This window comes from Pseudomonas sp. FYR_5 (genome assembly GCF_043106315.1).
Classification (GTDB): Bacteria; Pseudomonadota; Gammaproteobacteria; order Pseudomonadales; family Pseudomonadaceae; genus Aquipseudomonas; species Aquipseudomonas putida_Y.
Map to the genome: position 1 here is coordinate 40,395 of NZ_JBICMK010000080.1, position 23,859 is coordinate 64,253.

At 62.2% G+C, this 23,859-nt stretch carries 24 protein-coding genes; 13 read left to right on the forward strand and 11 right to left on the reverse strand.

Going from position 1 to position 23,859, the window contains the following annotated elements; genetic code table 11:
- Positions 1 to 272: 272 nt before the first annotated feature.
- Positions 273 to 1,055: an outer membrane protein OmpK gene (locus ACF8RA_RS13370; protein ID WP_003254339.1), complete on the forward strand. Its 783-nt coding sequence runs from the start codon at positions 273 to 275 to the stop codon at positions 1,053 to 1,055.
- 137 nt (positions 1,056 to 1,192) lie between these two features.
- Here ACF8RA_RS13370 and ACF8RA_RS13375 read toward each other — a convergent pair whose 3' ends face one another.
- Positions 1,193 to 2,107: a DUF808 domain-containing protein gene (locus ACF8RA_RS13375; RefSeq protein WP_209967311.1), complete on the reverse strand. Its 915-nt coding sequence runs from the start codon at positions 2,105 to 2,107 to the stop codon at positions 1,193 to 1,195.
- 132 nt (positions 2,108 to 2,239) lie between these two features.
- On the opposite strand from ACF8RA_RS13375, the gene ACF8RA_RS13380 reads away from it, so the two are divergent.
- A complete protein-coding gene (locus ACF8RA_RS13380; RefSeq protein WP_209967314.1) occupies positions 2,240 to 2,851 on the forward strand; it encodes a TetR/AcrR family transcriptional regulator in 612 nt (203 codons plus the stop codon).
- Between the two features lie 122 nt (positions 2,852 to 2,973).
- Here ACF8RA_RS13380 and ACF8RA_RS13385 read toward each other — a convergent pair whose 3' ends face one another.
- Positions 2,974 to 3,414 carry a heme-binding protein gene (locus ACF8RA_RS13385; RefSeq protein WP_010955037.1) on the reverse strand — a complete coding sequence of 147 codons (441 nt, stop codon included), beginning with the start codon at positions 3,412 to 3,414 and terminating at the stop codon, positions 2,974 to 2,976.
- Between the two features lie 257 nt (positions 3,415 to 3,671).
- Here ACF8RA_RS13385 and gcl point away from each other — a divergent pair, with 257 nt between their 5' ends.
- The 8 genes from gcl (at position 3,672) to ACF8RA_RS13425 (ending at position 13,412) form a co-directional block, all read left to right on the forward strand.
- Entirely contained in the window at positions 3,672 to 5,447 is a 1,776-nt protein-coding gene (gene gcl / locus ACF8RA_RS13390; protein WP_010955038.1) for a glyoxylate carboligase, read from the forward strand.
- A gap of 54 nt (positions 5,448 to 5,501) precedes the next feature.
- A complete protein-coding gene (gene hyi / locus ACF8RA_RS13395) occupies positions 5,502 to 6,284 on the forward strand; it encodes a hydroxypyruvate isomerase (protein ID WP_176685145.1) in 783 nt (260 codons plus the stop codon).
- A gap of 152 nt (positions 6,285 to 6,436) precedes the next feature.
- Positions 6,437 to 7,330 (forward strand): 2-hydroxy-3-oxopropionate reductase, encoded by an 894-nt coding sequence (locus ACF8RA_RS13400; protein ID WP_176685144.1) that lies wholly within the window; start codon positions 6,437 to 6,439, stop codon positions 7,328 to 7,330.
- A 241-nt stretch (positions 7,331 to 7,571) separates the two neighbouring features.
- Entirely contained in the window at positions 7,572 to 8,846 is a 1,275-nt protein-coding gene (locus ACF8RA_RS13405; RefSeq protein ID WP_392519239.1) for a glycerate kinase, read from the forward strand.
- Positions 8,843 to 10,258, forward strand: a complete 1,416-nt coding sequence (gene pyk / locus ACF8RA_RS13410) for a pyruvate kinase (protein ID WP_003254349.1) — start codon at positions 8,843 to 8,845, stop codon at positions 10,256 to 10,258. Before ACF8RA_RS13405 ends, pyk begins: the two co-directional genes overlap by 4 nt.
- A 205-nt stretch (positions 10,259 to 10,463) precedes the next feature.
- Positions 10,464 to 11,336, forward strand: coding sequence for an urea transporter (locus ACF8RA_RS13415; protein WP_103462234.1), 873 nt, complete (start codon positions 10,464 to 10,466; stop codon positions 11,334 to 11,336).
- A gap of 45 nt (positions 11,337 to 11,381) precedes the next feature.
- Positions 11,382 to 12,203 (forward strand): ion transporter, encoded by an 822-nt coding sequence (locus ACF8RA_RS13420; protein ID WP_176685142.1) that lies wholly within the window; start codon positions 11,382 to 11,384, stop codon positions 12,201 to 12,203.
- A gap of 210 nt (positions 12,204 to 12,413) precedes the next feature.
- A complete protein-coding gene (locus ACF8RA_RS13425; protein ID WP_103444723.1) occupies positions 12,414 to 13,412 on the forward strand; it encodes a sulfate ABC transporter substrate-binding protein in 999 nt (332 codons plus the stop codon).
- Between the two features lie 13 nt (positions 13,413 to 13,425).
- Here the strand turns inward: ACF8RA_RS13425 and ACF8RA_RS13430 are convergent, their stop codons facing one another.
- Both ACF8RA_RS13430 and ACF8RA_RS13435 read right to left on the reverse strand, forming a co-directional pair.
- Positions 13,426 to 14,352 carry a class I SAM-dependent methyltransferase gene (locus ACF8RA_RS13430; protein WP_371928137.1) on the reverse strand — a complete coding sequence of 309 codons (927 nt, stop codon included), beginning with the start codon at positions 14,350 to 14,352 and terminating at the stop codon, positions 13,426 to 13,428.
- Between the two features lie 31 nt (positions 14,353 to 14,383).
- Positions 14,384 to 15,307 (reverse strand): DMT family transporter, encoded by a 924-nt coding sequence (locus ACF8RA_RS13435; RefSeq protein WP_392488494.1) that lies wholly within the window; start codon positions 15,305 to 15,307, stop codon positions 14,384 to 14,386.
- A gap of 133 nt (positions 15,308 to 15,440) precedes the next feature.
- Here ACF8RA_RS13435 and ACF8RA_RS13440 point away from each other — a divergent pair, with 133 nt between their 5' ends.
- From ACF8RA_RS13440 to ACF8RA_RS13450, 3 genes are all read left to right on the forward strand, one after another.
- On the forward strand, positions 15,441 to 15,878 hold the full coding sequence (locus ACF8RA_RS13440) for an Lrp/AsnC family transcriptional regulator (protein ID WP_003254357.1): 438 nt from the start codon (positions 15,441 to 15,443) through the stop codon (positions 15,876 to 15,878).
- A 495-nt stretch (positions 15,879 to 16,373) separates the two neighbouring features.
- Positions 16,374 to 17,906, forward strand: a complete 1,533-nt coding sequence (locus tag ACF8RA_RS13445; protein WP_392519241.1) for an NCS1 family nucleobase:cation symporter-1 — start codon at positions 16,374 to 16,376, stop codon at positions 17,904 to 17,906.
- A gap of 16 nt (positions 17,907 to 17,922) precedes the next feature.
- Positions 17,923 to 18,651 (forward strand): aspartate/glutamate racemase family protein, encoded by a 729-nt coding sequence (locus ACF8RA_RS13450; protein WP_003254359.1) that lies wholly within the window; start codon positions 17,923 to 17,925, stop codon positions 18,649 to 18,651.
- A 118-nt stretch (positions 18,652 to 18,769) separates the two neighbouring features.
- Here ACF8RA_RS13450 and ACF8RA_RS13455 read toward each other — a convergent pair whose 3' ends face one another.
- From ACF8RA_RS13455 to ACF8RA_RS13485, 7 genes are all read right to left on the reverse strand, one after another.
- Positions 18,770 to 19,963 (reverse strand): D-amino acid dehydrogenase, encoded by a 1,194-nt coding sequence (locus tag ACF8RA_RS13455; protein ID WP_392461838.1) that lies wholly within the window; start codon positions 19,961 to 19,963, stop codon positions 18,770 to 18,772.
- Positions 19,964 to 20,007: 44 nt separating this feature from the next.
- Positions 20,008 to 20,670 carry a histidine phosphatase family protein gene (locus ACF8RA_RS13460; RefSeq protein ID WP_392488496.1) on the reverse strand — a complete coding sequence of 221 codons (663 nt, stop codon included), beginning with the start codon at positions 20,668 to 20,670 and terminating at the stop codon, positions 20,008 to 20,010.
- Positions 20,671 to 20,904: 234 nt separating this feature from the next.
- On the reverse strand, positions 20,905 to 21,243 hold the full coding sequence (locus tag ACF8RA_RS13465) for an FKBP-type peptidyl-prolyl cis-trans isomerase (protein ID WP_003254365.1): 339 nt from the start codon (positions 21,241 to 21,243) through the stop codon (positions 20,905 to 20,907).
- 126 nt (positions 21,244 to 21,369) lie between these two features.
- Complete coding sequence (locus ACF8RA_RS13470; protein ID WP_392519242.1) at positions 21,370 to 21,777, reverse strand: GFA family protein; 408 nt, start codon at positions 21,775 to 21,777, stop codon at positions 21,370 to 21,372.
- A gap of 66 nt (positions 21,778 to 21,843) precedes the next feature.
- On the reverse strand, positions 21,844 to 22,632 hold the full coding sequence (locus tag ACF8RA_RS13475) for a PhzF family phenazine biosynthesis protein (RefSeq protein ID WP_392519243.1): 789 nt from the start codon (positions 22,630 to 22,632) through the stop codon (positions 21,844 to 21,846).
- Positions 22,633 to 22,683: 51 nt separating this feature from the next.
- The gene (locus ACF8RA_RS13480; protein WP_392519244.1) at positions 22,684 to 23,622 is read right to left on the reverse strand and encodes a 2-hydroxyacid dehydrogenase; all 939 of its coding nucleotides are present in this window, start codon (positions 23,620 to 23,622) and stop codon (positions 22,684 to 22,686) included.
- A 28-nt stretch (positions 23,623 to 23,650) separates the two neighbouring features.
- A partial coding sequence (locus ACF8RA_RS13485; protein ID WP_392519245.1) for a hypothetical protein occupies positions 23,651 to 23,859 on the reverse strand: 209 nt, incomplete at its 5' end.

The following is a 23,859-nucleotide window of genomic DNA, read 5'->3' on the forward strand; positions in this document are numbered from 1 at the left end:
GCGCGCCCCCTCGATCAGGGCAGAACGGATTCTGCCTGCGTTTACTGACCGCTCAGTCAATGAATTCGGGCGGTTGGCCAACGTGTTGCCAGCCTGAAAGACCCTTTTCATCCGTTCAGAACGAAGTCGAGCAGGAAGGTTTTGCCAACCCGGAAAAGTTGGCCCAACCCTTGCCAAACAGCTGTGGCCTATCGAAAAAAGCTGACTCAAAAGACAAAAAAGCGCCGACACCGAGCGCTGACAACAGATCAATCAAGGGAGCGACACTCGCAATGCGTACTATCAAGAGCCTGATCCTCGCTGGCGGCCTGCTGGCCTGCGGCACCACCTTCGGCGGCGACCTGCTGCAGTGGCAGAACAACAGCCTGACCTACCTGTGGGGCAAGAACTTCAAGGTCAACCCGGCGATTCAGCAAACCGTCACCTTCGAGCACGCCGATGGCTGGAAGTACGGAGACAACTTCATTTTCGTCGACAAGATTTTCTACCAGGGCCAGAAAGACGCCGGCAACGGCCCGAACACCTACTACGGTGAGATCAGCCCACGCCTGTCGTTCGGCAAGATTTTCGATCAGAAGATCGAGTTTGGCCCGGTCAAGGACGTGCTGCTGGCGATGACCTACGAGTTTGGCGAAGGTGACACAGAGTCTTACCTGATCGGCCCAGGCTTCGACCTGGCCATTCCGGGCTTCGACTACTTCCAGCTGAACTTCTACAACCGCACCACCGACGGCAGCCGCGCTGGCGACAACGTGTGGCAGATCACCCCGGTGTGGTCGTACACCATTCCGGTCGGTGATTCCGACGTGCTGATCGACGGCTTCATGGACTGGGTGGTGGACAACGACGAGAACCGCCGCGGCACCTACCAGGCCAACCTGCACTTCAACCCGCAGATCAAGTACGACCTGGGCAAGGCATTGCACCTGGGTGAGAAACAGCTGTATGTGGGTGTGGAGTACGACTACTGGAAGAACAAGTACGGCATCAAGGACAGCGATGCCTTCACTACCGACCAGAACACCATGAGCTTCCTGGTCAAGGTTCACTTCTGACCTGAGTTACCGGGGCCGCTTTGCGGCCCATTCGCGGGTAAACCCGCTCCTACAGGGGCCGCGCCGGGTTCAAGGCAAACGCGATACCTGGGGGGCGGGTTCACCCGCGAACCGGGGCAAAGCCCCGGCCACACGCCTCAATTGGCTGGCCGAACTGCCCGCCACAATTTCCCCGCAACGCTTACCACCGCCAGCACCACAGCACCTGCGATGACGCCGACCCCGCCGTTGAGCAACGCCCCGGTCAACGCCCCGCCACGCCCTTCGCTGAACGCCTCGATGGCATGATGCAGCGGCTCGATGCCATGCACCAGGATCCCACCGCCAACCAGGAACATCGCCGCAGTACCAATCACCGACAGGCTTTTCATCATGTACGGCGCCGCCCGCAGGATGCCGTTACCCACTGCCTGAGTCAGCCTGGAGGTTTTGCGGGCCATCCACAGCCCAAGGTCATCAAGCTTGACGATCCCGCCTACCAACCCATACACACCAATGGTCATCACCACCGCAATGCCCGACAGCACGATGATCTGCTGGGTCAGCGGCGAGTCAGCCACGATACCCAAGGTAATGGCGATGATTTCCGCCGACAGGATGAAGTCGGTACGCACCGCCCCCTTGATCTTGGCTTTTTCAAAAGCCACCAGGTCAACGCTGGGATCGGCAACGGCCTCCTTGCGCGCCTCGTGCTGTGCCTCATCCTCTTCCTTGCTGTGCAAGAACTTGTGCGCCAGCTTCTCGAAACCCTCGAAGCACAGGTACGCACCGCCCAGCATCAGCAGTGGCGTTACCGCCCACGGGATGAAGGCGCTGATCAGCAGGGCCGCCGGCACCAGAATGGCCTTGTTCAGCAGCGAGCCTTTGGCCACCGCCCACACCACCGGCAACTCGCGATCGGCGCGCACGCCGGTGACCTGCTGAGCATTCAGTGCCAGGTCGTCACCCAGCACACCCGCAGTCTTTTTCGCCGCAACTTTGGTCATTAGCGAGACGTCATCCAGCAGCGTGGCGATGTCGTCGATCAGTACCAGTAGACTGCTTCCTGCCATGTTTGCCTGTTTCCCCTGAATTGAATGTGCCGGAGTCTAGCCGAAAGTCGCTGCCTTGAGCGCCCGTCGAGCCCGGTGCTACCATGCCCGATCCCCCTTAGAGGTGGCCAGACACGAGGAAGATCCCTGACCATGAGCACCATTCGCGAGCGCAACAAGGAATTGATCCTGCGCGCGGCAAGCGAGGAATTCGCCGACAAGGGCTTCGCCGCCACCAAGACCAGCGATATCGCGGCCAAGGCCGGCCTGCCCAAGCCGAACGTGTATTACTACTTCAAGTCCAAGGACAACCTTTACCGCGAGGTCCTGGAAAGCATCATCGCGCCAATCATGCAGGCATCCACGCCGTTCAATGCAGACGGCGACCCGAAGGAAGTGCTGAGCGCGTACATTCGTTCGAAGATTCGCATTTCGCGTGATCTGCCTTATGCGTCCAAGGTGTTCGCCAGCGAGATCATGCATGGCGCGCCGCACCTGTCAGCGAACCAGGTAGAGCAGTTGAACGAGCAGGCCCGACACAACATCGAGTGTATCCAGCGCTGGATCGACCGCGGGCAGATCGCCCATGTGGACGCGCATCACCTGATGTTCAGCATCTGGGCGGCGACCCAGACCTATGCGGACTTCGACTGGCAGATTTCTGCAGTGACCGGCAAGGCCAAGCTGGCCGACAGTGATTATGACGCGGCAGCCGAAACCATCATTCGTATGGTCTTGAAAGGTTGTGAGCCTGAGGCAGCCTGAACCGTCCCGAAGGTCCATTCGCGGGCAAGCCCGCTCCCACAGGATCACCACATGCCTGAAGGTAGTGGAGTCGCTGTGGGAGCGGGCTTGCCCGCGAATGGGCCAGAACAGGCAATAGAGATTTAGGCCGCTACCCCGGCATCTGCCCGCAACCCCACCTCCTCGATCGCACTGATCGCACACTGCTCGTCGATATCCGACGTATCGCCGCTGATCCCCACGGCACCCAGCACCTTGCCGTCCTGATCACGAATCAGCACCCCACCTGGCGCCGGCACCACCGGCCGCTCACCCATGCCGTTCAACGCGGCAAAAAAAGCCGGCCGCTGCTGCGCATCCAGCGCCAGCAAGCGCGACCCCTTGCCCAGTGCAATCGCGCCCCAGGCTTTGCCAGTGGCCACTTCAGGACGAATCAGGCTGGCGCCATCCTCACGCTGCAGCGCCAGCAGGTGCCCGCCGGCATCCAGCACCGCCACGGTCAGCGGCGCGGCATTGATCTTGCGGCCCGCCACCAGCGCGGCATTCACCAGGCTGACAGCGACTTTCAGGTTCAGAACGTTCATGGAAAGGTCCTCTTCTTGTTGTGAGAAGCCCTGAGGGCAGTTGAAAACCGATCGAACAAATAGAACACAACGAGAGATGTTTTTGTATACAATATTTTTAAACGATCGTATGCGATGGCGCAAACCCTCGTTTTCACGGGCGCTCTGACGAAAGCCAGCTTAGTCGATGAAAACCCATTGACCTGAGCCGCCAGGCGTGAATACACTCTGTCGCAAAGCAAGTTGTATACAATTACAAAATCGATGAGGCACAAACCATGAGCAAAATGAGAGCAATCGATGCAGCCGTTCTGGTCATGCGCCGTGAAGGTGTAGATACCGCGTTCGGCATCCCGGGGGCTGCCATCAACCCGTTGTATTCGGCCCTGAAGAAAGTCGGTGGCATCGATCACGTCCTCGCTCGTCACGTCGAAGGTGCCTCGCACATGGCCGAGGGCTACACCCGCGCCAACCCGGGCAACATCGGTGTGTGCATCGGCACGTCCGGCCCTGCCGGCACCGACATGGTCACCGGCCTGTACAGTGCCTCGGCCGACTCCATCCCGATTCTGTGCATCACCGGCCAGGCGCCACGTGCCCGCCTGCACAAGGAAGACTTCCAGGCTGTCGACATCACCAACATCGTCAAGCCGGTGACCAAGTGGGCGACCACCGTTCTGGAGCCAGGCCAGGTGCCTTACGCCTTCCAGAAGGCCTTCTATGAAATGCGTACCGGCCGCCCAGGCCCGGTGCTGATCGACCTGCCGTTCGACGTGCAGATGGCCGAAATCGAATTCGACATCGACGCCTACGAACCGCTGCCCGTGCACAAGCCGTCCGCCACTCGCGTACAGGCCGAAAAAGCCCTTGCTCTGCTCAATGACGCCGAGCGCCCCCTGCTGGTAGCCGGTGGTGGCATCATCAACGCCGACGCCAGCGACAAGCTGGTTGAATTCGCCGAACTGACCGGCGTACCGGTGATCCCGACCCTGATGGGCTGGGGCACCATCCCGGACGACCACGCGCAGATGGTCGGCATGGTCGGCCTGCAGACCTCGCACCGCTATGGCAACGCAACCCTGCTGAAATCCGACCTGGTATTCGGTATCGGTAACCGCTGGGCCAACCGCCACACCGGTTCCGTCGATGTCTACACCGAAGGCCGCAAGTTCGTGCACGTCGACATCGAACCGACCCAGATCGGCCGCGTGTTCACCCCGGACCTGGGCATCGTTTCCGATGCGGGCAAGGCACTGGACGTGTTCCTGGAAGTGGCCCGCGAGTGGAAAGCCGCCGGCAAGCTCAAGTGCCGCAAGGCCTGGCTCGAAGAGTGCCAGGAGCGCAAGTCGAGCCTGCAGCGCAAGACCCACTTCGACAACGTGCCGGTCAAGCCGCAGCGCGTCTACGAAGAAATGAACCAGGTATTCGGCAAGGACACCTGCTACGTCAGCACCATCGGTCTGTCGCAGATTGCCGGCGCCCAGTTCCTGCATGTGTACAAGCCTCGCCACTGGATCAACTGCGGCCAGGCCGGCCCGCTGGGCTGGACCATCCCTGCCGCGCTGGGTGTGGTCAAAGCCGATCCTAAGCGCAAGGTTGTGGCGCTGTCGGGTGACTACGACTTCCAGTTCATGATCGAAGAGCTGGCGGTAGGCGCACAGTTCAACCTGCCGTACGTCCACGTGCTGGTCAACAACGCCTACCTGGGCCTGATCCGTCAGGCGCAGCGTGGCTTCGACATGGATTACTGTGTACAACTGGCGTTCGAGAACATCAACTCGACCGACGCTGCCACCTACGGTGTCGATCACGTCGCTGTGGTCGAAGGCCTGGGTTGCAAGGCCATCCGTGTGTTCGAGCCAGCAGAAATCGCCCCTGCCCTGATCAAGGCACAGAAGATGGCCGAAGAGTTCCGCGTGCCGGTGGTGGTTGAAGTGATTCTCGAGCGTGTGACCAACATTTCCATGGGCACCGAGATCAACGCGGTCAACGAGTTCGAAGACCTGGCCCTGGTCGGCAACGACGCGCCAACCGCCATCTCGCTGCTGGACTGATCGCCTGACGCCCCCAGGCACGCCCTGGGGGCCTTCATCGCAAGGAGACAACTCATGCCTCGCTTCGCTGCCAACCTGTCCATGCTGTTCACCGAACAGGACTTCCTGGCCCGCTTCAAAGCTGCCGCTGACGCTGGCTTCAGCGGCGTCGAATACCTCTTCCCCTATGACTTCAGCGCAGCTGAAATCAAGCAGCAGCTGGAGGCCAACGGCCTGACCCAAGTGCTGTTCAACCTGCCGGCAGGCGACTGGGCCAAAGGTGAGCGCGGCATCACCTGCCACCCCGACCGCATCGAAGAATTCCGCGCAGGTGTCGACAAAGCCATCGAATACGCCAAGGTCCTTGGCAACACCCAGGTCAACGCCCTGGCCGGCATCCGCCCACAAGGCCCGGACTGCGCCACCGTGCGCAAGACCTTTGTCGAGAACCTGCGCTACGCCGCTGACAAGCTCAAGGCCGCCGGGATCCGCCTGGTCATGGAAATGATCAACACCCGCGATATCCCCGGTTTCTACCTGAACACCACCCAACAGGCGCTGGAAATCCAGGCCGAGGTAGGCAGCGACAACCTGTTCCTGCAGTACGACATCTACCACATGCAGATCATGGAAGGTGACCTGGCTCGGACCATGGAAACCAACCTGCAGCTGATCAACCACATCCAGCTGGCCGACAACCCCGGCCGCAACGAACCAGGCACCGGCGAGATCAACTACCGCTTCCTGTTCGAGCACCTGGACCGCATTGGCTACCAGGGCTGGGTGGGCGCGGAGTACAAGCCGCTGACCACCACCGAAGCGGGCCTGGGCTGGCTGAAAACCCACAACGCAATCTGAGGAACAACTCGGGACCCTGTGGGAGCGGGCTCGCCCGCGAACACCGGCAAAGCCGGTGCCATCCACCGAGTTGTCTGCTTCGCGGGCGAGCCCGCTCCCACAGGGGGCCAAAGCTTGCTTGAGATATCACAATTACAAAGAGGTAATTTCTCATGGCTAAAATCGGTTTCATCGGCACCGGCATCATGGGCAAGCCCATGGCCCAGAACCTGCAAAAGGCAGGTCACAGCCTGTTCATTTCCACCCACCACGACGCCGCGCCAGCCGACCTGATCGCTGCCGGTGCCGTGGCCCTGGCCAACCCGAAAGAGGTTGCCCAGGAAGCCGAATTCATCATCGTCATGGTGCCCGACACCCCGCAGGTCGAAAGCGTTCTGTTCGGTGAAAACGGCGTGGCCGAAGGCGTCGGCCCGAACAAGGTGGTGATCGACATGAGTTCGATCTCGCCAACCGCGACCAAAGTGTTCGCCGAGAAAATCAAGGCAACCGGCGCTGCCTACCTGGACGCTCCTGTATCCGGTGGTGAAGTCGGTGCCAAGGCTGCGACCCTGAGCATCATGGTCGGTGGCTGCCCGAACGCCTTCGAGCGCACCCTGCCGCTGTTCGAAGCCATGGGCAAGAACATCACCCGCGTCGGTGGCAACGGTGACGGCCAGACCGCCAAGGTCGCCAACCAGATCATTGTCGCCCTGAACATCCAGGCCGTCAGCGAAGCATTGCTGTTCGCCGCCAAGAACGGTGCAGACCCGGCCAAGGTGCGTGAAGCACTGATGGGCGGCTTCGCCTCGTCGAAAATCCTCGAAGTGCACGCCGAGCGCATGATCAAGGGCACCTTCGACCCAGGCTTCCGCATCAGCCTGCACCAGAAGGACCTGAACCTGGCCCTGCAAGGCGCCAAGGAACTGGGCATCAACCTGCCCAATACCTCCAATGCCCAGCAAGTGTTCAACACCTGCCAGGCCCTGGGCGGCGGCAACTGGGACCACTCGGCGCTGATCAAAGGCCTGGAGCACATGGCCAACTTCTCGATCCGCGGCGACAAATAAGTCGTTTTTTAGCCTTCACTGGCCTCTTCGCGGGTAAACCCGCTCCTACCAAAGACCGCACAATCGCTCAGAGCTGTGCATTTAGGAGCGGGGCTTGTCCGCGAAGAAGCCAACGCCGTTGAACCTGCGACCACAGGCCCAATGGTGGCATCGAGCAACACCCGCCCCTGGTTCGGCCTGCACGGAGGCAGTTCCAGGGGCGTCTTTGATTCTGCAGAACAACAATAACTGGGAGCCTGCCATGTCGGTCGATCCGCAAAAACTTCTCCGCGAGCTGTTCGACACAGCCATCGCCGCCGCCCACCCCCGTCAAGTCCTCGAACCCTACCTGCCCGCCGATCGCAGCGGCCGGGTTATCGTCATCGGCGCCGGCAAGGCCGCAGCCGCCATGGCCGAAGTGGTCGAGAAAAGCTGGCAGGGCGAAGTCTCCGGCCTGGTCGTCACCCGCTACGGCCATGGCGCCAACTGCCAGAAGATCGAGGTGGTCGAGGCCGCCCACCCGGTCCCGGACGCTGCCGGCCTGGCTGTGGCAAAGCGCGTGCTGGACCTGGTCAGCAACCTCAACGAAGACGACCGCGTCATCTTCCTGCTGTCTGGCGGTGGCTCGGCGCTACTGGCCCTGCCTGCCGAGGGCCTGACCCTGGCCGACAAGCAGCAGATCAACAAGGCGCTGCTGAAATCCGGCGCCACCATCGGCGAGATGAACTGCGTGCGCAAGCACCTCTCGGCGATCAAGGGCGGGCGCCTGGCCAAGGCCTGCTGGCCGGCCACGGTCTACACCTATGCCATTTCCGATGTACCGGGCGACCTCGCCACGGTAATCGCCTCTGGCCCCACCGTGACCGACCCGAGCACCTCGGCCGACGCCCTGGCCATCCTCAAACGCTACGACATCGAAGCGCCCAAAGCGGTCATCGACTGGCTGAACAACCCGGCCTCGGAAACCGTCAAGGCCGATGACCCGGCCCTGGCCCGCAGCCACTTCCAGTTGATCGCCAAACCCCAGCAGTCGCTCGAGGCCGCCGCCGTCAAAGCCCGTCAGGCCGGTTTCAGCCCGCTGATCCTCGGCGACCTTGAAGGCGAATCGCGCGAAGTGGCCAAGGTGCATGCCGGTATCGCCCGGCAAATCGTTCAGCACGGCCAACCGCTCAAAGCGCCCTGCGTGATCCTGTCGGGTGGCGAAACCACCGTGACCGTACGCGGCAATGGCCGTGGCGGGCGCAACGCCGAGTTCCTGCTCAGCCTCACCGAAAGCCTGAAAGGCCTGCCGGGTGTTTACGCCCTGGCCGGTGACACCGACGGCATCGATGGCTCGGAAGATAACGCCGGTGCCTTCATGACCCCCGCCAGCTACGACCGCGCCGAAGCGTTGGGCCTGTCGGCCAGCGACGAATTGGACAACAACAACGGCTACGGCTACTTCGCCGCGCTGGATGCGCTGATCGTCACCGAACCGACTCGCACCAACGTCAACGACTTCCGCGCCATCCTGATCCTCGAGACTGCCCAATCATGACGCCTGATAAAAAAGTAAAGATCCTCGCCACCCTTGGCCCTGCGATCAACGGCATCGACGATATCCGCCAGCTGGTCGAAGCCGGGGTGAACATCTTCCGCCTCAACTTCAGCCATGGCGAGCATGCCGACCACGCCCTGCGCTACCAGTGGATCCGCGAAGTCGAGCAGCAACTGAACTACCCGCTGGGTATCCTCATGGACCTGCAAGGGCCGAAGCTGCGCGTTGGCCGCTTTGCCGAAGGCAAGGTGCAGCTGCAACGCGGCCAGGCCCTGCGCCTGGACCTGGACAAAACCCCGGGCGACAGCCGCCGGGTCAACCTGCCGCACCCCGAAATCATCGCCGCCCTTGAGCCCGGCATGGACCTGCTGCTGGACGACGGCAAGCTGCGTCTGCGCGTTACCGCCAAGCACAGCGACGCCATCGACACCGAGGTACTGAACGGTGGCGAGCTTTCCGACCGCAAGGGCGTCAACGTACCGCAAGCGGTGCTCGACCTCTCCCCGCTCACCGAAAAAGACCGCCGCGACCTGGCCTTTGGCCTGGAGCTGGGTGTGGACTGGGTCGCCCTGTCGTTCGTGCAGCGCCCTGAAGACATCGTCGAAGCGCGCCAGCTGATTGGCGACCGCGCCTACCTGATGGCCAAGATCGAGAAGCCATCGGCGGTGGAGCAACTGCAAGCCATCGCCGAACTGGCAGACGCGATCATGGTGGCCCGTGGTGACCTGGGCGTGGAAGTACCGGCCGAAAGCGTGCCGCAGATCCAGAAGCGCATCATCGGTACCTGCCGCCAGCTGGGCAAGCCGGTGGTGGTGGCCACGCAGATGCTCGAGTCGATGCGTTTCTCGCCAGCACCAACCCGTGCCGAAGTCACCGACGTGGCCAACGCGGTGGCCGAAGGTGCCGACGCTGTGATGCTGTCGGCCGAGACGGCCTCGGGCGACTACCCGCTGGAAGCTGTGCAGATGATGAGCAAGATCATCCGCCAGGTGGAGAACGGCCCGGACTACCAGGCCCAGCTCGACGTCGGCCGGCCAAAGGCCGAAGCGACCGTATCGGATGCCATCAGCTGCGCCATCCGCCGCATCAGCGGCATTCTGCCGGTGGCGGTGCTGGTCAACTACAGCGAGTCGGGTGCCTCGACCCTGCGCGCGGCACGTGAGCGGCCACGGGCACCGATCCTCAACCTGACGCCGAACCTGAACACCGCGCGCCGCCTGAGCGTGGCCTGGGGCGTGCATTCGGTGGTCAACGACCGCCTGCGTCAGGTCGACGAGGTGGTTTCCACCGCCCTGGAGATTGCCCAGGCGCAAGGCATGGCCAGCCGTGGCGACACGTTGCTGATCACCGCTGGCGTGCCTTTCGGCAAGCCGGGTACGACCAACACGTTGCGGATCGAGACTTTGATCTGAGATTGCCGGGGGCGCGTTGCGCCCCTTTCGCGACACAAGGCCGCTCCCACAGGGCCGCGCTGGCACAAGGGAATGCGATCCCTGTGGGAGCGTCCTTGTGTCGCGATTGGAGGGCAAAGCCCTCCCCGAATACCGCTCTACCCAACCGCGGAAAACCGAGGCCCAAAGAGGCCCACCGCTCCCCATCAACCTCACTGACTGCCCCATGTACACCAAAAATTTCGTCAACCCGTGCCCCGACTGGGCCACGGCGTTACTCAACGGCTTCAGCCAGGTGCTGCTGCTGCGCAACCCCCTGTGCGGCCTGTGCTGCCTGCTGGCCATCCTGCTGACGGCGCCCAACCTGGTCGGCGGCGCGCTGCTTGGTGCCTTGGCCGGCCTGCTCACCGCCCAGGCACGCGGCTATGACCGTGCCGACCGCCAAGCGGGGCTGTATTGCTACAACGGCGTGCTGATCGGCATCCTGATCAGCGCCGTGCTGCCCTGGTCAGCGATCCTGCCGCCACTGATAATCGCCGCCGGCGGCCTGTCCAGCATCATCACCCACCAGTGGCGCAAGCGCGGCGGCAAGTTGCTGATTGCCTACACCTCCCCTTTCGTATTGCTGGGCTGGGCCACACTGCTGGTCGCCAGCCCCTCGCCCAGCGGCTTCGTCGAAGCCGACCCGCTGTATGCGTTGGCCCGCGGCGTGGGCCAGATCTTCCTGCTCGACCAGCCCTTGGCCGGGTTGCTGATCATCGTCGGCATGTTCATCGCCAACCCCTATGCGGCGTTGTGGGCGGTGATCGGTTCGGCCATTGGTGGCGGCGTGGCCCTGCTCGCCGATCATGCACAGGCCGCATGGTTAGGCCTTTGCGGCTTCAACGCCGCGCTGGCAGCCTTGGCGTTTAGCCGCCAGGGCGAAAAACCATGGGTGACGTTGCTGGCAGTAGCCCTGGCCCTGCTGCTGCAACCGCTGTTCAAGCTGTTGCCGCTGCCTGCCCTGACCGCCCCCTTCGTTGCCGCCTGTTGGCTGATGCACTTGGGCAGCTACCTGGCACAACCCAGGCAGCGCAACGCCAGCCGCTTGCACAGCTGAAACGCAACCCCTAGGCTCAGCCCATCGCTTTTGTGGAACGAGCCAATGAACAACCCAGCGAGTCTGCGCGAGCGGCTCTTCGTCATCGTCTTCCAGACCGACACCGTAGCCGGTCGCCGCTTCGACAAGATCCTGCTACTGATCATCCTGGCCAGCCTGGTCACGGTGATCCTCGACAGCATCGACGAAGTACACCAAGGCTACGCCGGCCTGCTGGCCGGCATCGAGTGGGGCTTTACCGCGATCTTCCTGGCCGAATACATCACCCGCCTGTACTGCTCGCCGAAGCCGTTGCGCTATGCCTTCAGTTTCTATGGCCTGGTCGATTTACTGGCGGTCGTGCCGGGGATCCTCGCGCTGTACTACAGCGACGCCCAGTACCTGTTGATCATTCGTGTGATACGGATGCTGCGGATCTTCCGTGTACTCAAGCTCAGCCCGTACCTCAAGCAGGCCCATTACCTGATGGAGGCACTGCGCGGCAGCAAACAGAAGATCATCGTGTTCCTGGTGACGGTATCGACGCTGGTGACCGTGTTCGGCACGCTGATGTACGTGATCGAAGGGCCTGAGCATGGTTTTACCAGCATCCCCAAAGGCATCTACTGGGCCATCGTTACCCTGACCACCGTGGGCTTTGGCGACATCGTGCCGAAGACTCCGCTGGGGCAGGTGCTGTCGTCGCTGGTGATGATCACCGGTTATTCGATCATTGCCGTGCCGACCGGTATCTTCACGGCAGAGCTGGCAAATGCCATGCGCGGGGAGCAGTTGCAGCATGATTGCCCGACCTGCTGCAAGAAGACCCACGAGCATGGGGCAGCGTTCTGTTCTCGCTGTGGGAATGGGTTGTTTCCCAAAGCGTGATAGCGCCTGTGCCGGCCTCTTCGCGGGTAAACCCGCTCCTACAACAGGCGCGGACCGTGCGCGGTCCCCCGTAGGAGCGGGTTTACCCGCGAAGAGGCCGGCACAGGCAGAAGCATAACCAAAGCATTTTTTGTTCTTTAACCCGTATAAACCCACCCGCTATAGTCGCTGGCAATCTGCCCCAACACCCTTCAAGAACAAGGAAGCATCGTGAAAAAGCTCTTCACCGCCTCGCTGCTCGCCGCAGGCCTGGCCCTGGGTAACCTCGCCCAGGCCGCCCCCACCCTGCTCAACGTTTCCTACGACGTGATGCGCGACTTCTACAAGGACTACAACCCGGCCTTCCAGAAGCACTGGGAAGCCGAACACAACGAGAAGGTCAACGTGCAGATGTCCTTCGGCGGCTCGAGCAAGCAAGCCCGTGCGGTGATCGATGGCCTGCCGGCCGATGTCATCACCATGAACATGGCCACCGACATCAACGCCCTGGCAGACAAGGGCAAGCTGGTGCCCGACAACTGGGTAACCCGCCTGCCGAACAACAGCGCGCCGTTCACCTCGGCCACTGTGTTCATCGTGCGCAAGGGCAACCCGAAAGCCCTCAAAGACTGGCCCGACCTGCTCAAGGACGGTGTCCAGGTGATCGTGCCCAACCCGAAAACCTCGGGTAATGGCCGCTATACCTACCTGTCGGCCTGGGGCTACGTACTCAAGCAAGGCGGCGATGAAAGCAAAGCCCGCGACTTCGTCGGCAAGCTGTTCAAGCAGGCACCCGTGCTGGACACCGGTGGCCGTGCCGCCACCACCACGTTCATGACCAACCAGATCGGTGACGTACTGGTCACCTTCGAGAACGAAGCCGAGATGATCGCCCGCGAGTTCGGCCGCGACCAGTTCGAAGTGGTCTACCCAAGCGTATCGGCCGAAGCCGAGCCACCGGTGACGGTGGTCGACAAGGTAGTGGCCCGGAAAGGCACCCAGGCCGTGGCCGAGGAATACCTGAAGTACCTGTGGTCACCAGCAGCCCAGGAGATCGCCGCCAACAACTACCTGCGCCCGCGTGATGCGACGGTACTGGCCAAGTACACCGACCGCTTCCCGAAAGTGGACTTCCTGTCGGTGGAGAAAACCTTCGGTGACTGGCGTACCGTGCAGAAGACCCACTTCAATGATGGTGGGGTGTTTGACCAGATCTATACCGGTCAGTAACGCACGAGCAACATCAAACCCGGCGGAACACCAAGGCCTTCAGCCCCCCCGCCGGGTCAACGTCCGGAAATTCCGGCGGGTTTTCCAGGCGCTCGACATAAGCCAGCGAAGGCGCCTGCTCTGCCATGCCTTCGATCAGAAACTCAGGCCCGATCCCCGGGTCGTTGACACACGCCAGCACCGTCCCGCCTTCGCTCAACAACTCAGGCAAACGCCGCAGGATCTTTGCGTAATCCTGGGTCAGCACAAAGCTGCCACGCTGGAAGGTAGGCGGGTCGATGATGATCAGGTCATAAGGCCCGTACTTGCGCACCTTGCCCCACGACTTGAACAGTTCATGCCCCAGGTATGCCACCCGTGATGCATCGTGGCCATTGAGGCGATGGTTGTCCCGGCCCCGCGACAGGGCCGACTTGGCCATGTCCAGGTTCACCACCTGCTCGGCGCCACCGGCAATCGCTGCCACGGAAAAGCCGCAGGTATAAGCAAAAAGGTTCAACACGCGCTTGCCCGCGGCCTGCTCGCGCACCCAGCGGCGGCCATAGCGCATGTCGAGGAACAGGCCATTGTTTTGCCGCACGCCCAAGTCCAGCAGGTAGGTCAGGCCGTCCTCGATCACTTCGCGTTGCTGGCACGGCTCGCCCAGCAGCCACTGGCCCGGGCTGTCGGGCAGGTAGCGGTGCTGGATGATGACTGCCTGCCCAGTCCACTGCGGGCGCTCGGCCAAGCTGCGCAGCATGGCTTCCAGTTCGGCGAGCTGGCCCTCGGGCGGCTCACGGAACAAGGCGACCGACAGCACGCCCTGCAGCCAGTCGACGGTGACCTGCTCCAGGCCCTGCCAGCAGCGGCCGCGGCCGTGAAACAGGCGGCGGGTTTCCCGTGGTGCAGGGTCGAGGGCGGCAAGCAGGTGTTGCTCAAGGGTGTCGATGGGCGAGGTCATGGCGGATCGCAGGCTGGCAAAAAGCGGCATTCTACCTTGCGGGCCTCTTCGCGGGTAAACCCGCGCCTACAGGATGCCGCGCCGAGCGGAACCACCACCCCTGCTGCATGCCCGCTGCCGCCAGCAGGATCAACCCCACGCCCAGCCACTGCAGCGGCGCCAGGCGGTGCCCGAACGCCACCCAGTCCACCAGAATTGCCGCAATCGGGTAAATGAACGACAGCGCACCGGTCAACGCCGTGGGCAAACGCTGGATGGCGCTGTACAACAGCACATACATCAGGCCGGTGTGCACCATGCCCAGTGTCAACAAGCTGGCCAACGCCGGCACTTCAACCGGCAACCCGCCAAGCGTGACCCACGGCGCCAGCAGCAGTACACCCGTGGTTACCTGAATCAGCGCTATCAGGTGCGGGGGCGTGCCACTCAGGCGCTTGATGATCAAGGCCGCGATTGCATACAGAAACGCCGCCCCCAGCGCCAGGGCAATCCCCAGCAGATAGTCCTCGCCATTACTTTGCCCAGCGCCGTGGGCACTGACGATGGCCAGCATGCCGAGGAACGCCACACTCAGCCAGGTCACCTTGGCCAAGGTGATCTTTTCGCCCAGAAACAGCGCCGCCAGCCCCACCAGAATGAATGGCTGCACGTTGTAAACCGCCGTGCCGATGGCAATCGACGCCCGCGCGTACGAGGCAAACAACAGCAGCCAGTTGCCGACAATGGCCGCCCCACTGGCAATCGCCAGCAAAAATGCCGTGCGGCTGATCACACCTGGGCGCAGAAAGCCAAACGCGGCGCAAATCGCCAGCAAGGTCACGGCACCGAACACGCAGCGCCAGAACACCACATCCAGCACCGGCTGGCCGGACACCAGCACGAACCAGCCAATGGTCCCGGAAATCAGCATGGCGGCGACCATTTCCAGCGAGCCACGGCGCAATGAACTGTCCATCTCAAATCTCCCGTTGATGATGGCCACAGTATGCAAAGGCAACAGCCTGGCCATCCAGCGGATAACCAAGGCATATTCGTGGATCTGCCTTTACTATCAAGGCAAATAACACGAATTACCTGATGAGGTGGGTATGACCGATGCCATCGACCAACTATTGATCAATGCCCTGATGGAGGACTCGCGCCGCTCGCTCAAGGCTCTGGCGCAGGTCAGCGGGCTGTCCGCACCCAGCGTCAGCGAGCGCCTGCGCCGGCTGGAAGAGCGTGGCGTGCTGCGCGGCTATACCGTGGAGGTCGACCCACGCGCCTTTGGCTACCAGTTGCAGGCGATCGTGCGCATCCGTCCGCTACCGGGGAAGCTGCAAGAAGTGGAGCGCCAGATCATTGCCATCCCTGAGTTCACCGAATGCGACAAGGTCATTGGCGAAGACTGCTTCGTCGCCCGACTGCATGTGCGCTCGATGGAGCAGTTGGACACGCTGCTCGACCTCATGAATGTGCTGGCTGAGACCAATACCGCGATCATCAAGAAGACCCCGGTCAAGCGGCGGTTGCCGCCAATGGATTGATTGGCTTCTGTGCTGGCCTCTTCGCAGGCGTGCCCGCGAAGAGGCCAGCACTGGAAAAGTTGACTATTTTTTGTACACAAAAACGTAACCATAGGTGCCATTTTTGTGTGCACTTTCTTCAGCAGCGCCCCAATTCGTTACACACTTTCCACCCGTTATTTTGACCAAATGATCAACTAATCAGTCTTTAAAAAATATAACTTGTTCACTTGGTCAACTTATATTCTCTGTATTTCATTAACTTACCTTTTAACAAGATAAGTTCGAAATGATCGCCTGCTGAAACCTGCTCTTCCCTTGGCATGGAACTCGCTTTTGTGTGTTCGTGTTTTGTATACAACTTAAACAAAACATAGATACACAAGAATCCGCGACGCCGACCCAATATCGGCCGCCGCGCCCACAACCCTGTGATGCCAACGCTGCACCGACGAGATGGCGAGCCCGTGCGCATGCCCGCTCATCGCAGTCCATGTGCATCAGGAGCCCGCCGGAATGAGTAGCAGCCTCGACCTTGCCCCTGAACAATCCGTCGCCAGCACACACCCCGCGTCCACGCTTGCCGGCCACCAGCCGGACCTTGTTCTCAGCCCGCGCCTGCATAACCGCGACCTGGCGCCAACGCGTATGGAAGGCCGTCGCTGGGGCGGCTACAGCATCTTCGCGCTGTGGACAAACGATGTGCACAATATCGCCAACTATTCGTTCGCCATGGGCTTGTTCGCCCTCGGCCTGGGTGGCTGGCAAATTCTGTTGTCGCTGGCCATCGGCGCGGCACTGGTGTACTTCTTCATGAACCTGTCGGGTTACATGGGGCAGAAAACCGGGGTACCGTTCCCGGTCATCAGCCGCATTGCCTTCGGCATCCACGGCGCGCAGATACCGGCGCTGATCCGAGCCATCATCGCCATCGCCTGGTTCGGCATCCAGACCTACCTGGCATCGGTGGTGCTGCGGGTGCTGCTCACCGCCGTGTGGCCGCAACTGGCAGCCTACGACCACGACAGCATCCTCGGCCTGTCGAGCCTGGGCTGGGTGTGTTTCGTGTCGATCTGGCTGGTGCAACTGGTGATCCTGGCCTACGGCATGGAGATGGTGCGCCGTTACGAGGCCTTTGCCGGGCCTGTGATCCTGCTGACCGTCGCCGCACTGGCGGTGTTCATGTACTTCAAGGCCGACGCGCGCATTGCCTGGTCGGTGGCTACCCCGCTGACCGGCTACGAGATGTGGCGCAACATCTTTGCCGGCGGCGCACTGTGGCTGGCGATCTACGGCACCCTGGTGCTGAACTTCTGTGACTTCGCCCGCTCCTCGCCTTGCCGCAAGACCATCCGCGTCGGCAACTTCTGGGGCCTGCCGGTGAACATCCTGGTATTCGCCGTGATCACCGTGGTGCTGTGCGGCGCGCAGTTCCAGATCAACGGCCAGAGCATCGACAGCCCGACGCAGATCGTCGCCGCCATACCCAGCACGCCATTCCTGGTGCTCGGCTGCCTGGCCTTCCTGATCGTCACCGTGGCGGTGAACATCATGGCCAACTTCGTCGCCCCGGCCTTCGTACTCAGCAACCTGGCGCCGCGCCACCTGAACTTCCGCCGTGCCGGGCTGATCAGCGCCACCCTGGCGGTGCTGATCCTGCCCTGGAACCTGTACAACAGCCCGCTGGTGATCGTGTACTTCCTGTCGGGCCTGGGCGCCCTGCTCGGCCCGCTGTACGGCGTGATCATGTCCGACTACTGGTTGCTGCGCAAAGGCTGCATCAACGTGCCGGAGCTGTATACCGAGCACCCGGCCGGCGCCTATCACTACAGCAAGGGCATCAACCTGCGCGCCGTGGCCGCCTTCGTGCCGGCCGCACTGCTGGCCATCGTGCTGGCCCTGGTGCCCAACTTCCACGGTATCGCGCCGTTCTCCTGGCTGATCGGTGCCGGCATCGCCGCCGCCCTGTACCTGCTGATCGCGCCACGTAACCGCCACTACCACGACGTCAGCGGCGAGTGCATCGCCGTCGACCACAGCGGCCATTGATCAAGGAGGACTGCCCATGCGTATTCTGATCGCCAACGTCAACACCACCGAAGCCATCACCCAGGCCATTGCCGAGCAGGCCCGTGCGGTGGCCGCACCCGGCACCGAAATCGTCGGCCTCACGCCCTGGTTCGGCGCCGAATCGGTGGAGGGCAACTTCGAGAGCTACCTGGCGGCCATCGCGGTGATGGACCGGGTCCTGGCCTTTGAAGGGCCCTACGATGCCGTGATCCAGGCCGGTTATGGCGAACATGGCCGCGAAGGCCTGCAGGAACTGCTTAACGTGCCTGTGGTGGACATTACTGACGCCGCCGCCAGCACAGCAATGTACCTGGGCCACGCCTATTCCGTAGTAACCACGCTTGACCGCACCGTGCCATTGATCGAGGACCGCCTGAAGCTCTCGGGCCTGTATGACCGCTGCGCCTCGGTGCGAGCCAGCGGGCTGGCGGTGCTGGAACTGGAAGCCGACCCGCTGCGGGCCGTGGAGGCGATTGTCGAGCAGGCCGAACGCGCCGTGCGTGACGACAAGGCCGAGGTGATCTGCCTGGGTTGTGGCGGCATGGCCGGGCTGGACGAGCAGATTCGCCAACGTACCGGCGTGCCGGTGGTGGATGGTGTGAGTGCAGCGGTGACCATTGCCGAATCGCTGGTGCGCATGGGCTTGAGCACGTCCAAAGTGCGCACCTATGCGACGCCACGGGCGAAGAAAGTGGTGGGATGGCCGATGCGCTTCGGCCGCTAGATATCCTTCGCCTGTACCGGCCTCTTCGCGGCTAAAGCCGCTCCTACAGGACCAGCGCAAGCCTGAATACCGTGGGGTCCTCGTAGGAGCGGCTTTAGCCGCGAAGAGGCCGGCCCGCTTAACGCATCATCCTGGCCAAACGCTGCGCACTGCCACAGGCCAAGGTGAATCCCAACGCCCCATGCCCCAGGTTCAACCACAGGTTGCGGTACACCGTCCCACCGATGATCGGCACCCCGGTCGGTGTCGCCGGCCGCATCCCCGCCCACTCCACCGCCTGGCCATAATCCGCCGCCCTCGGCAGCGTCTCCAGCGCCAGCCGCCGCATGCTCTGCAAACGGCGCATGTCCACCGACTCATCGAACCCGACAATGTCCACCATCGCCGCTACCCGCAGCTGCTGCCCCAGGCGGGCGTAGACGATCTTGCGCTCATAGTCGGTAAGGCTCACCTCCGGGGGCAGGTGCGCGGCGCTGATCGGTGCCGTCAGGCTATAGCCCTTCAGCGGGTAGACGGGTATCTGCACCCCCGGTAATGCCAAGCCTGGGCCGCGATGCCCGGCACACAGCACCAACTGCTCCACGTCCAGCTGCTGATCGCCCAGTTGCAGTGCCACGACCTGGCCCTGGCGCTGAAGCAATTGCGTCACCGGCCGGCCAAGCAGGAAATGGCACTGGCCCGACGCGCGCAACAGCGCCTCCAGCCGCAAGCAAAACACGTGACAATCGCCAACCTCTTCGCCCGCCGTGAACACGCCACCCACAAACGGTGCGCCATCCAGGGCAGGCTCCAGCCCGCGCAGCTCGGTAGCCGCCAGCACCTGCTGACTGGACGGGTCCGCCAACTGTTCCCGGCCTTGGGCAAAGGCCCGTTCACTGCGAAATGCCACCAGCTTGCCATTGCGCCGCCAGGCAAAATCCCCCAGGTTCTGGTCCTCGCGCCATTGAGCCAGAACGGCCTGACTGTAAAGCGCCAGCTCAAGCAATTGCCCGGCATTACGGCGATTGACGCTTCGCCGGCAAGCCAGGGTGAATGCCAGCAGCCAGCGCCACTGGGCCGGGTCCATGCGCAAGCGCAATCGCAATGGCGACTCGCCCTGCAACAGCCAGCCCAGCGCCTGCCACGGCACCCCGGCATCAGCCAGCGGCGCCACATAGCGATAGGACAATTGCCCGCCATTGGCAAAGCTGGTGGCCGACGCCAGGCTGTCGCGGGCCTCGATCAGGTCAACCGACCACCCTTCCCGAACCAGCGCGTAAGCCGTCGCCAGGCCCACCACTCCACCACCGATCACCGTTACCCGCTGTTTCATCGCTCATCCCTGTTCCAGCTTCCTTGCCAAACAGTACCAGCGGATCAGGTCGGGCAGCTATGCGCACCGTCATTCAGGCCCTGGCGCACATTACGGCTCAGCAGGCTGGCTTTGCCGTTTTGCCAGGTCAGGGTCAGTACATAGAGCGTGTCGAAGTCTTCGCCGCTCCAATCCTCGGTGATCACCCGCTCCTCCCCCAGGGCCTTGCCGGCCACGGTGTTGATCAGTTCCGGCAGGTAGCCGTGGGACCAGGCAGTGTAGATGGTCGCATTGCGGTACTTGTCGCTCAGCAACTCATCGGCCAGTTCAGCAGTGTCGTTGGCGCCGTAGTCGATATTCACCGGCAAGCCGAGGCGGATGGCACTGGGGGTGATGGTCATCAATGGGCGGATGTAGCTGTAGCTTTCGTCCCGGCTGCCTTCCTCGACATGCCGCGTGGGGTTGGCGGCAAACACGTAGTCGGCCTTGCCGAAGCGCTCGGGCAGTACACTGGCCAGGTCCAGTGCACGGTTGAGGCCCTGGCAGTTCAACTGCCCGAGCCCCTCGCCCGGCTTCTCGCCATGACGCAGAAACACCAGGGTCTGGGTGCCATCCACCGGTCGTGCCCGGCTTTCGACAGCCTCCAGCGCCAACGGTACGGCGATGGCTGTGAGCAACAGACTCAGCAGCAAGTGACGGCGACGGCGGAAGAGTGTTGGCAACTTCATCAAGGCAGGCTCGTGTGGCAGAGAAAATCGGGTTTACCCGCCACATCGCCCGGCCAGTTGCAGGGCGCCCGTGTAGTGAATGCCATCCCTGGCAACGCGTGAGGGTCAGAGTGCCCCGAACCCGTTTGGTTCCTCCCTGGAGGTGGATGCCGTTCCCTAGGCAAGGCCTAGATTAGGGGCTGGGTGTTGCGCAATTGTGTAAGGTGCAAGAATTTCGGGTTGCAACGTGCCCACTCAGTCATCCCGCGTGAGCACTTCCAGCAGTTCGATCTCGAAGGTCAGGTCCGAATTCGGTGGGATCGCCCCTACGCTGCGTTCGCCATAGCCCAGGTGCGCCGGTACCAGCAGCTTGCGCTTGCCGCCAACGCGCATGCCCATCAGGCCTTGGTCCCAGCCTTTGATTACCCTGCCGGTACCGATCACGCACTGAAACGGCTTACCGCGCGACCAGGACGAGTCGAACTCGCTGCCATCGGCCAGCCAGCCGGTGTACTGGGTGGTGATCAGGGCACCTTTGACGGCGGCTTTGCCGTCACCCTCGACCAGGTCGATGATCTGCAGTTCTTGGCTCACGGGTACACTCCAAACGCTGAAAAACAAAACCGCCCTTTTCTCAGGAATGCACCGGTTTGGCAAGTTCACGCAGAATTGTATGGAGGCATTCGCCGACGGAATGCCCCCGTACAACATGACGTTGAATCAGCTGTTCTGCTCGAACACCTCTTGGCCGGACAGCTCCTTGGTCTGATTGGCGAAGCAGTACCACGCGGGTTTCTGTTCGACGAAGATCTGCAGGTCGAAATCCCAGGCTTGGTCGCCATCGAGCAGGCCGACCGGCACGGCGTGGAAGTCGTTGGCCTTGAGCCGGTAGTACAGGTGCGTACCACAGCGGCCACAGAAAGCACGCTGGGCCCAGTCGGACGAATCATAGACGCTCGGCGCACGCCCTTCGATCAGCGGAGGCTTGCTGCAGTGCACCACCAGCAGCGGGCCACCGGTCCACTTGCGGCACATGCTGCAATGACAAGCGCTGATATGGGTATTGTCGACGCTGATCGTCAGCCGCGTGTCGCCGCACAGGCAGGTGCCGTGTTTTTCCAAGTCCATGGGTGGCTCCTTGAACGGAAAGATGGGCCTGCAATTATAGAAGCCCCCAGGGCATCACACGCCATACTAGATGTACACATTGCCCCGCAGGTACAACGCCGCCCGCCCACTGATGATTACGCGGCCATTGCCCGGCACTTCACACTGCAATTGCCCTTTGCGTGCCCCGCCCTGCTCGCAGTTCAGCACCTTCTTGCCCAGCCTCTGGGCCCATACCGGCGCCAGCGAAGTGTGCGCCGAGCCGGTTACCGGGTCTTCATCCACACCAACCCGCGGGCCGAACCAGCGGGTGACGAAGTCAAAGCCACGCCCTGCCGCGGTCACGGCAATGCCACGGACGTCGAAGGCCGACAGTGCAACAAAATCTGGGTTCAACGTATCGAGCAGCAAGGCGTCATCGATCAGCACCACATAATCGTCACTGTGGTAAACCACCTGAGCCTGGCTCAAGCCCAGCGCCTGCAACAAGCCCGCCGGTATGTCCACCGCTACGGGTTGCTTGGCCGGGAAGTCCATGGCCAGCAGGCCATCAGTGCCACGGCTGACGCGCAACTCGCCACTGCGGGTATTGAAGCGCAGCACTTGCGCCTGCTCACCCAGTTGCTCGAACAGCACGTAAGCCGAGGCCAAGGTAGCATGGCCGCACAGGTCGACCTCCACGGCGGGGGTAAACCAACGCAAGTCAAACGTTTCGCCGTTGCGCACGAAGTAGGCTGTTTCTGACAGGTTGTTTTCTTCGGCAATGCGCTGCAGCACATCGTCCGGCAGCCAGCTGTCCAGCGGGATCACTGCGGCCGGGTTGCCACCGAACGGTTCAGTGGAAAAGGCATCGACCTGGAATATTTCGAGTTGCATGCACACACTCCTTGTTGCCCGGGCGCTGCCAGGCAGATATCTGGAAAAGGGTTACGGGCGTACCGGGGTCAAAACTGGCTCACCGGCAAAGAACGCCTGCAGGTTGCGTAGCACCGAGGCCACCGTGTCGCGCGCGGCTTCTGGCGATTGGCCAGCCACGTGGGGTGTGAGCACGGTGTTGGGCAAGGCCTTGAGTGCATCGGGCACTGCCGGCTCGTCATCGAATACATCCAGCGCGGCGCCAGCCAGCTGGCCACGCTGCAATGCAGCAATCAGGGCTTGCGTGTCGACCACGCTGGCACGGGCGATGTTCACCAGATAGCCGTCAGCCCCCAGGGCCTGAAGGACGTGGGCATCGACCAGATGCCGGGTGTTGGCGCCACCGGGGGTAGCCACCACCAGGATGTCGACGGCTTCAGCCAAGTGTCGTGGGCTGTCGTACCAGGTATAGGGCACCCCCTGGCGTGCTGTGCGGCTGTGGTAGCTGACGTGCATGTCGAAGCCCAAGTGGGCCCGCTTGGCAATCGCCAGCCCTACTGCGCCGAGGCCGAGAATGCCCAGGCGCTTGCCACTCACCGAGGGGCTGATCACCCGGTTCCATTCACCGCGCCGCGTGCTGGCATCGGCACGGGGGATGTCGCGCAGCAGCGCCAGCAGCAGGGCCAGGGTGTGGTCGGCGACGGCCGCGGCATTGGCCCCTGCGCCATTGGTGACGGTTATGCCGCGGGCAGCGGCGGCGGCCAGGTCGACCTGCTCGTAGCCGGCGCCGATCACGCAGATGATCTGCAATCTGGGTAATGCGTCAATTTCGGCGGCGGATAGCCCCAGCGGCCCACGGGTGAGGACCGCATCGATTTCTTCGGCGTGGCGATGAATGGCATCGGCGCGCAGTTTCGGCGAAGGGGCACGGATCAGGTGGTAACCGGCCTGCTCCAGCATGGGCAGGTAATCGTCGACGGTTTCCACCAGTACCAGGACTGTCTTGCGCATGCCACCTCCGGGTAAATACGAGGCGTCATTATGCGGAGTCACCGACCGGTACAGTCAATGGAAATAACAAGGCAAAACTGTACTGTGCTGTTTCTGCGTTGCTGCGTTGCTGTTGCTGTTGCTGTTGCTGTTGCTGTTGCTGTTGCTGTTGCTGTTGCTGTTGATCTGGATCTTGATCTTGATCTTGATCTTGATCTTGATCTTGATCTTGATCTTGATCTTGATCTTGATCTTGAT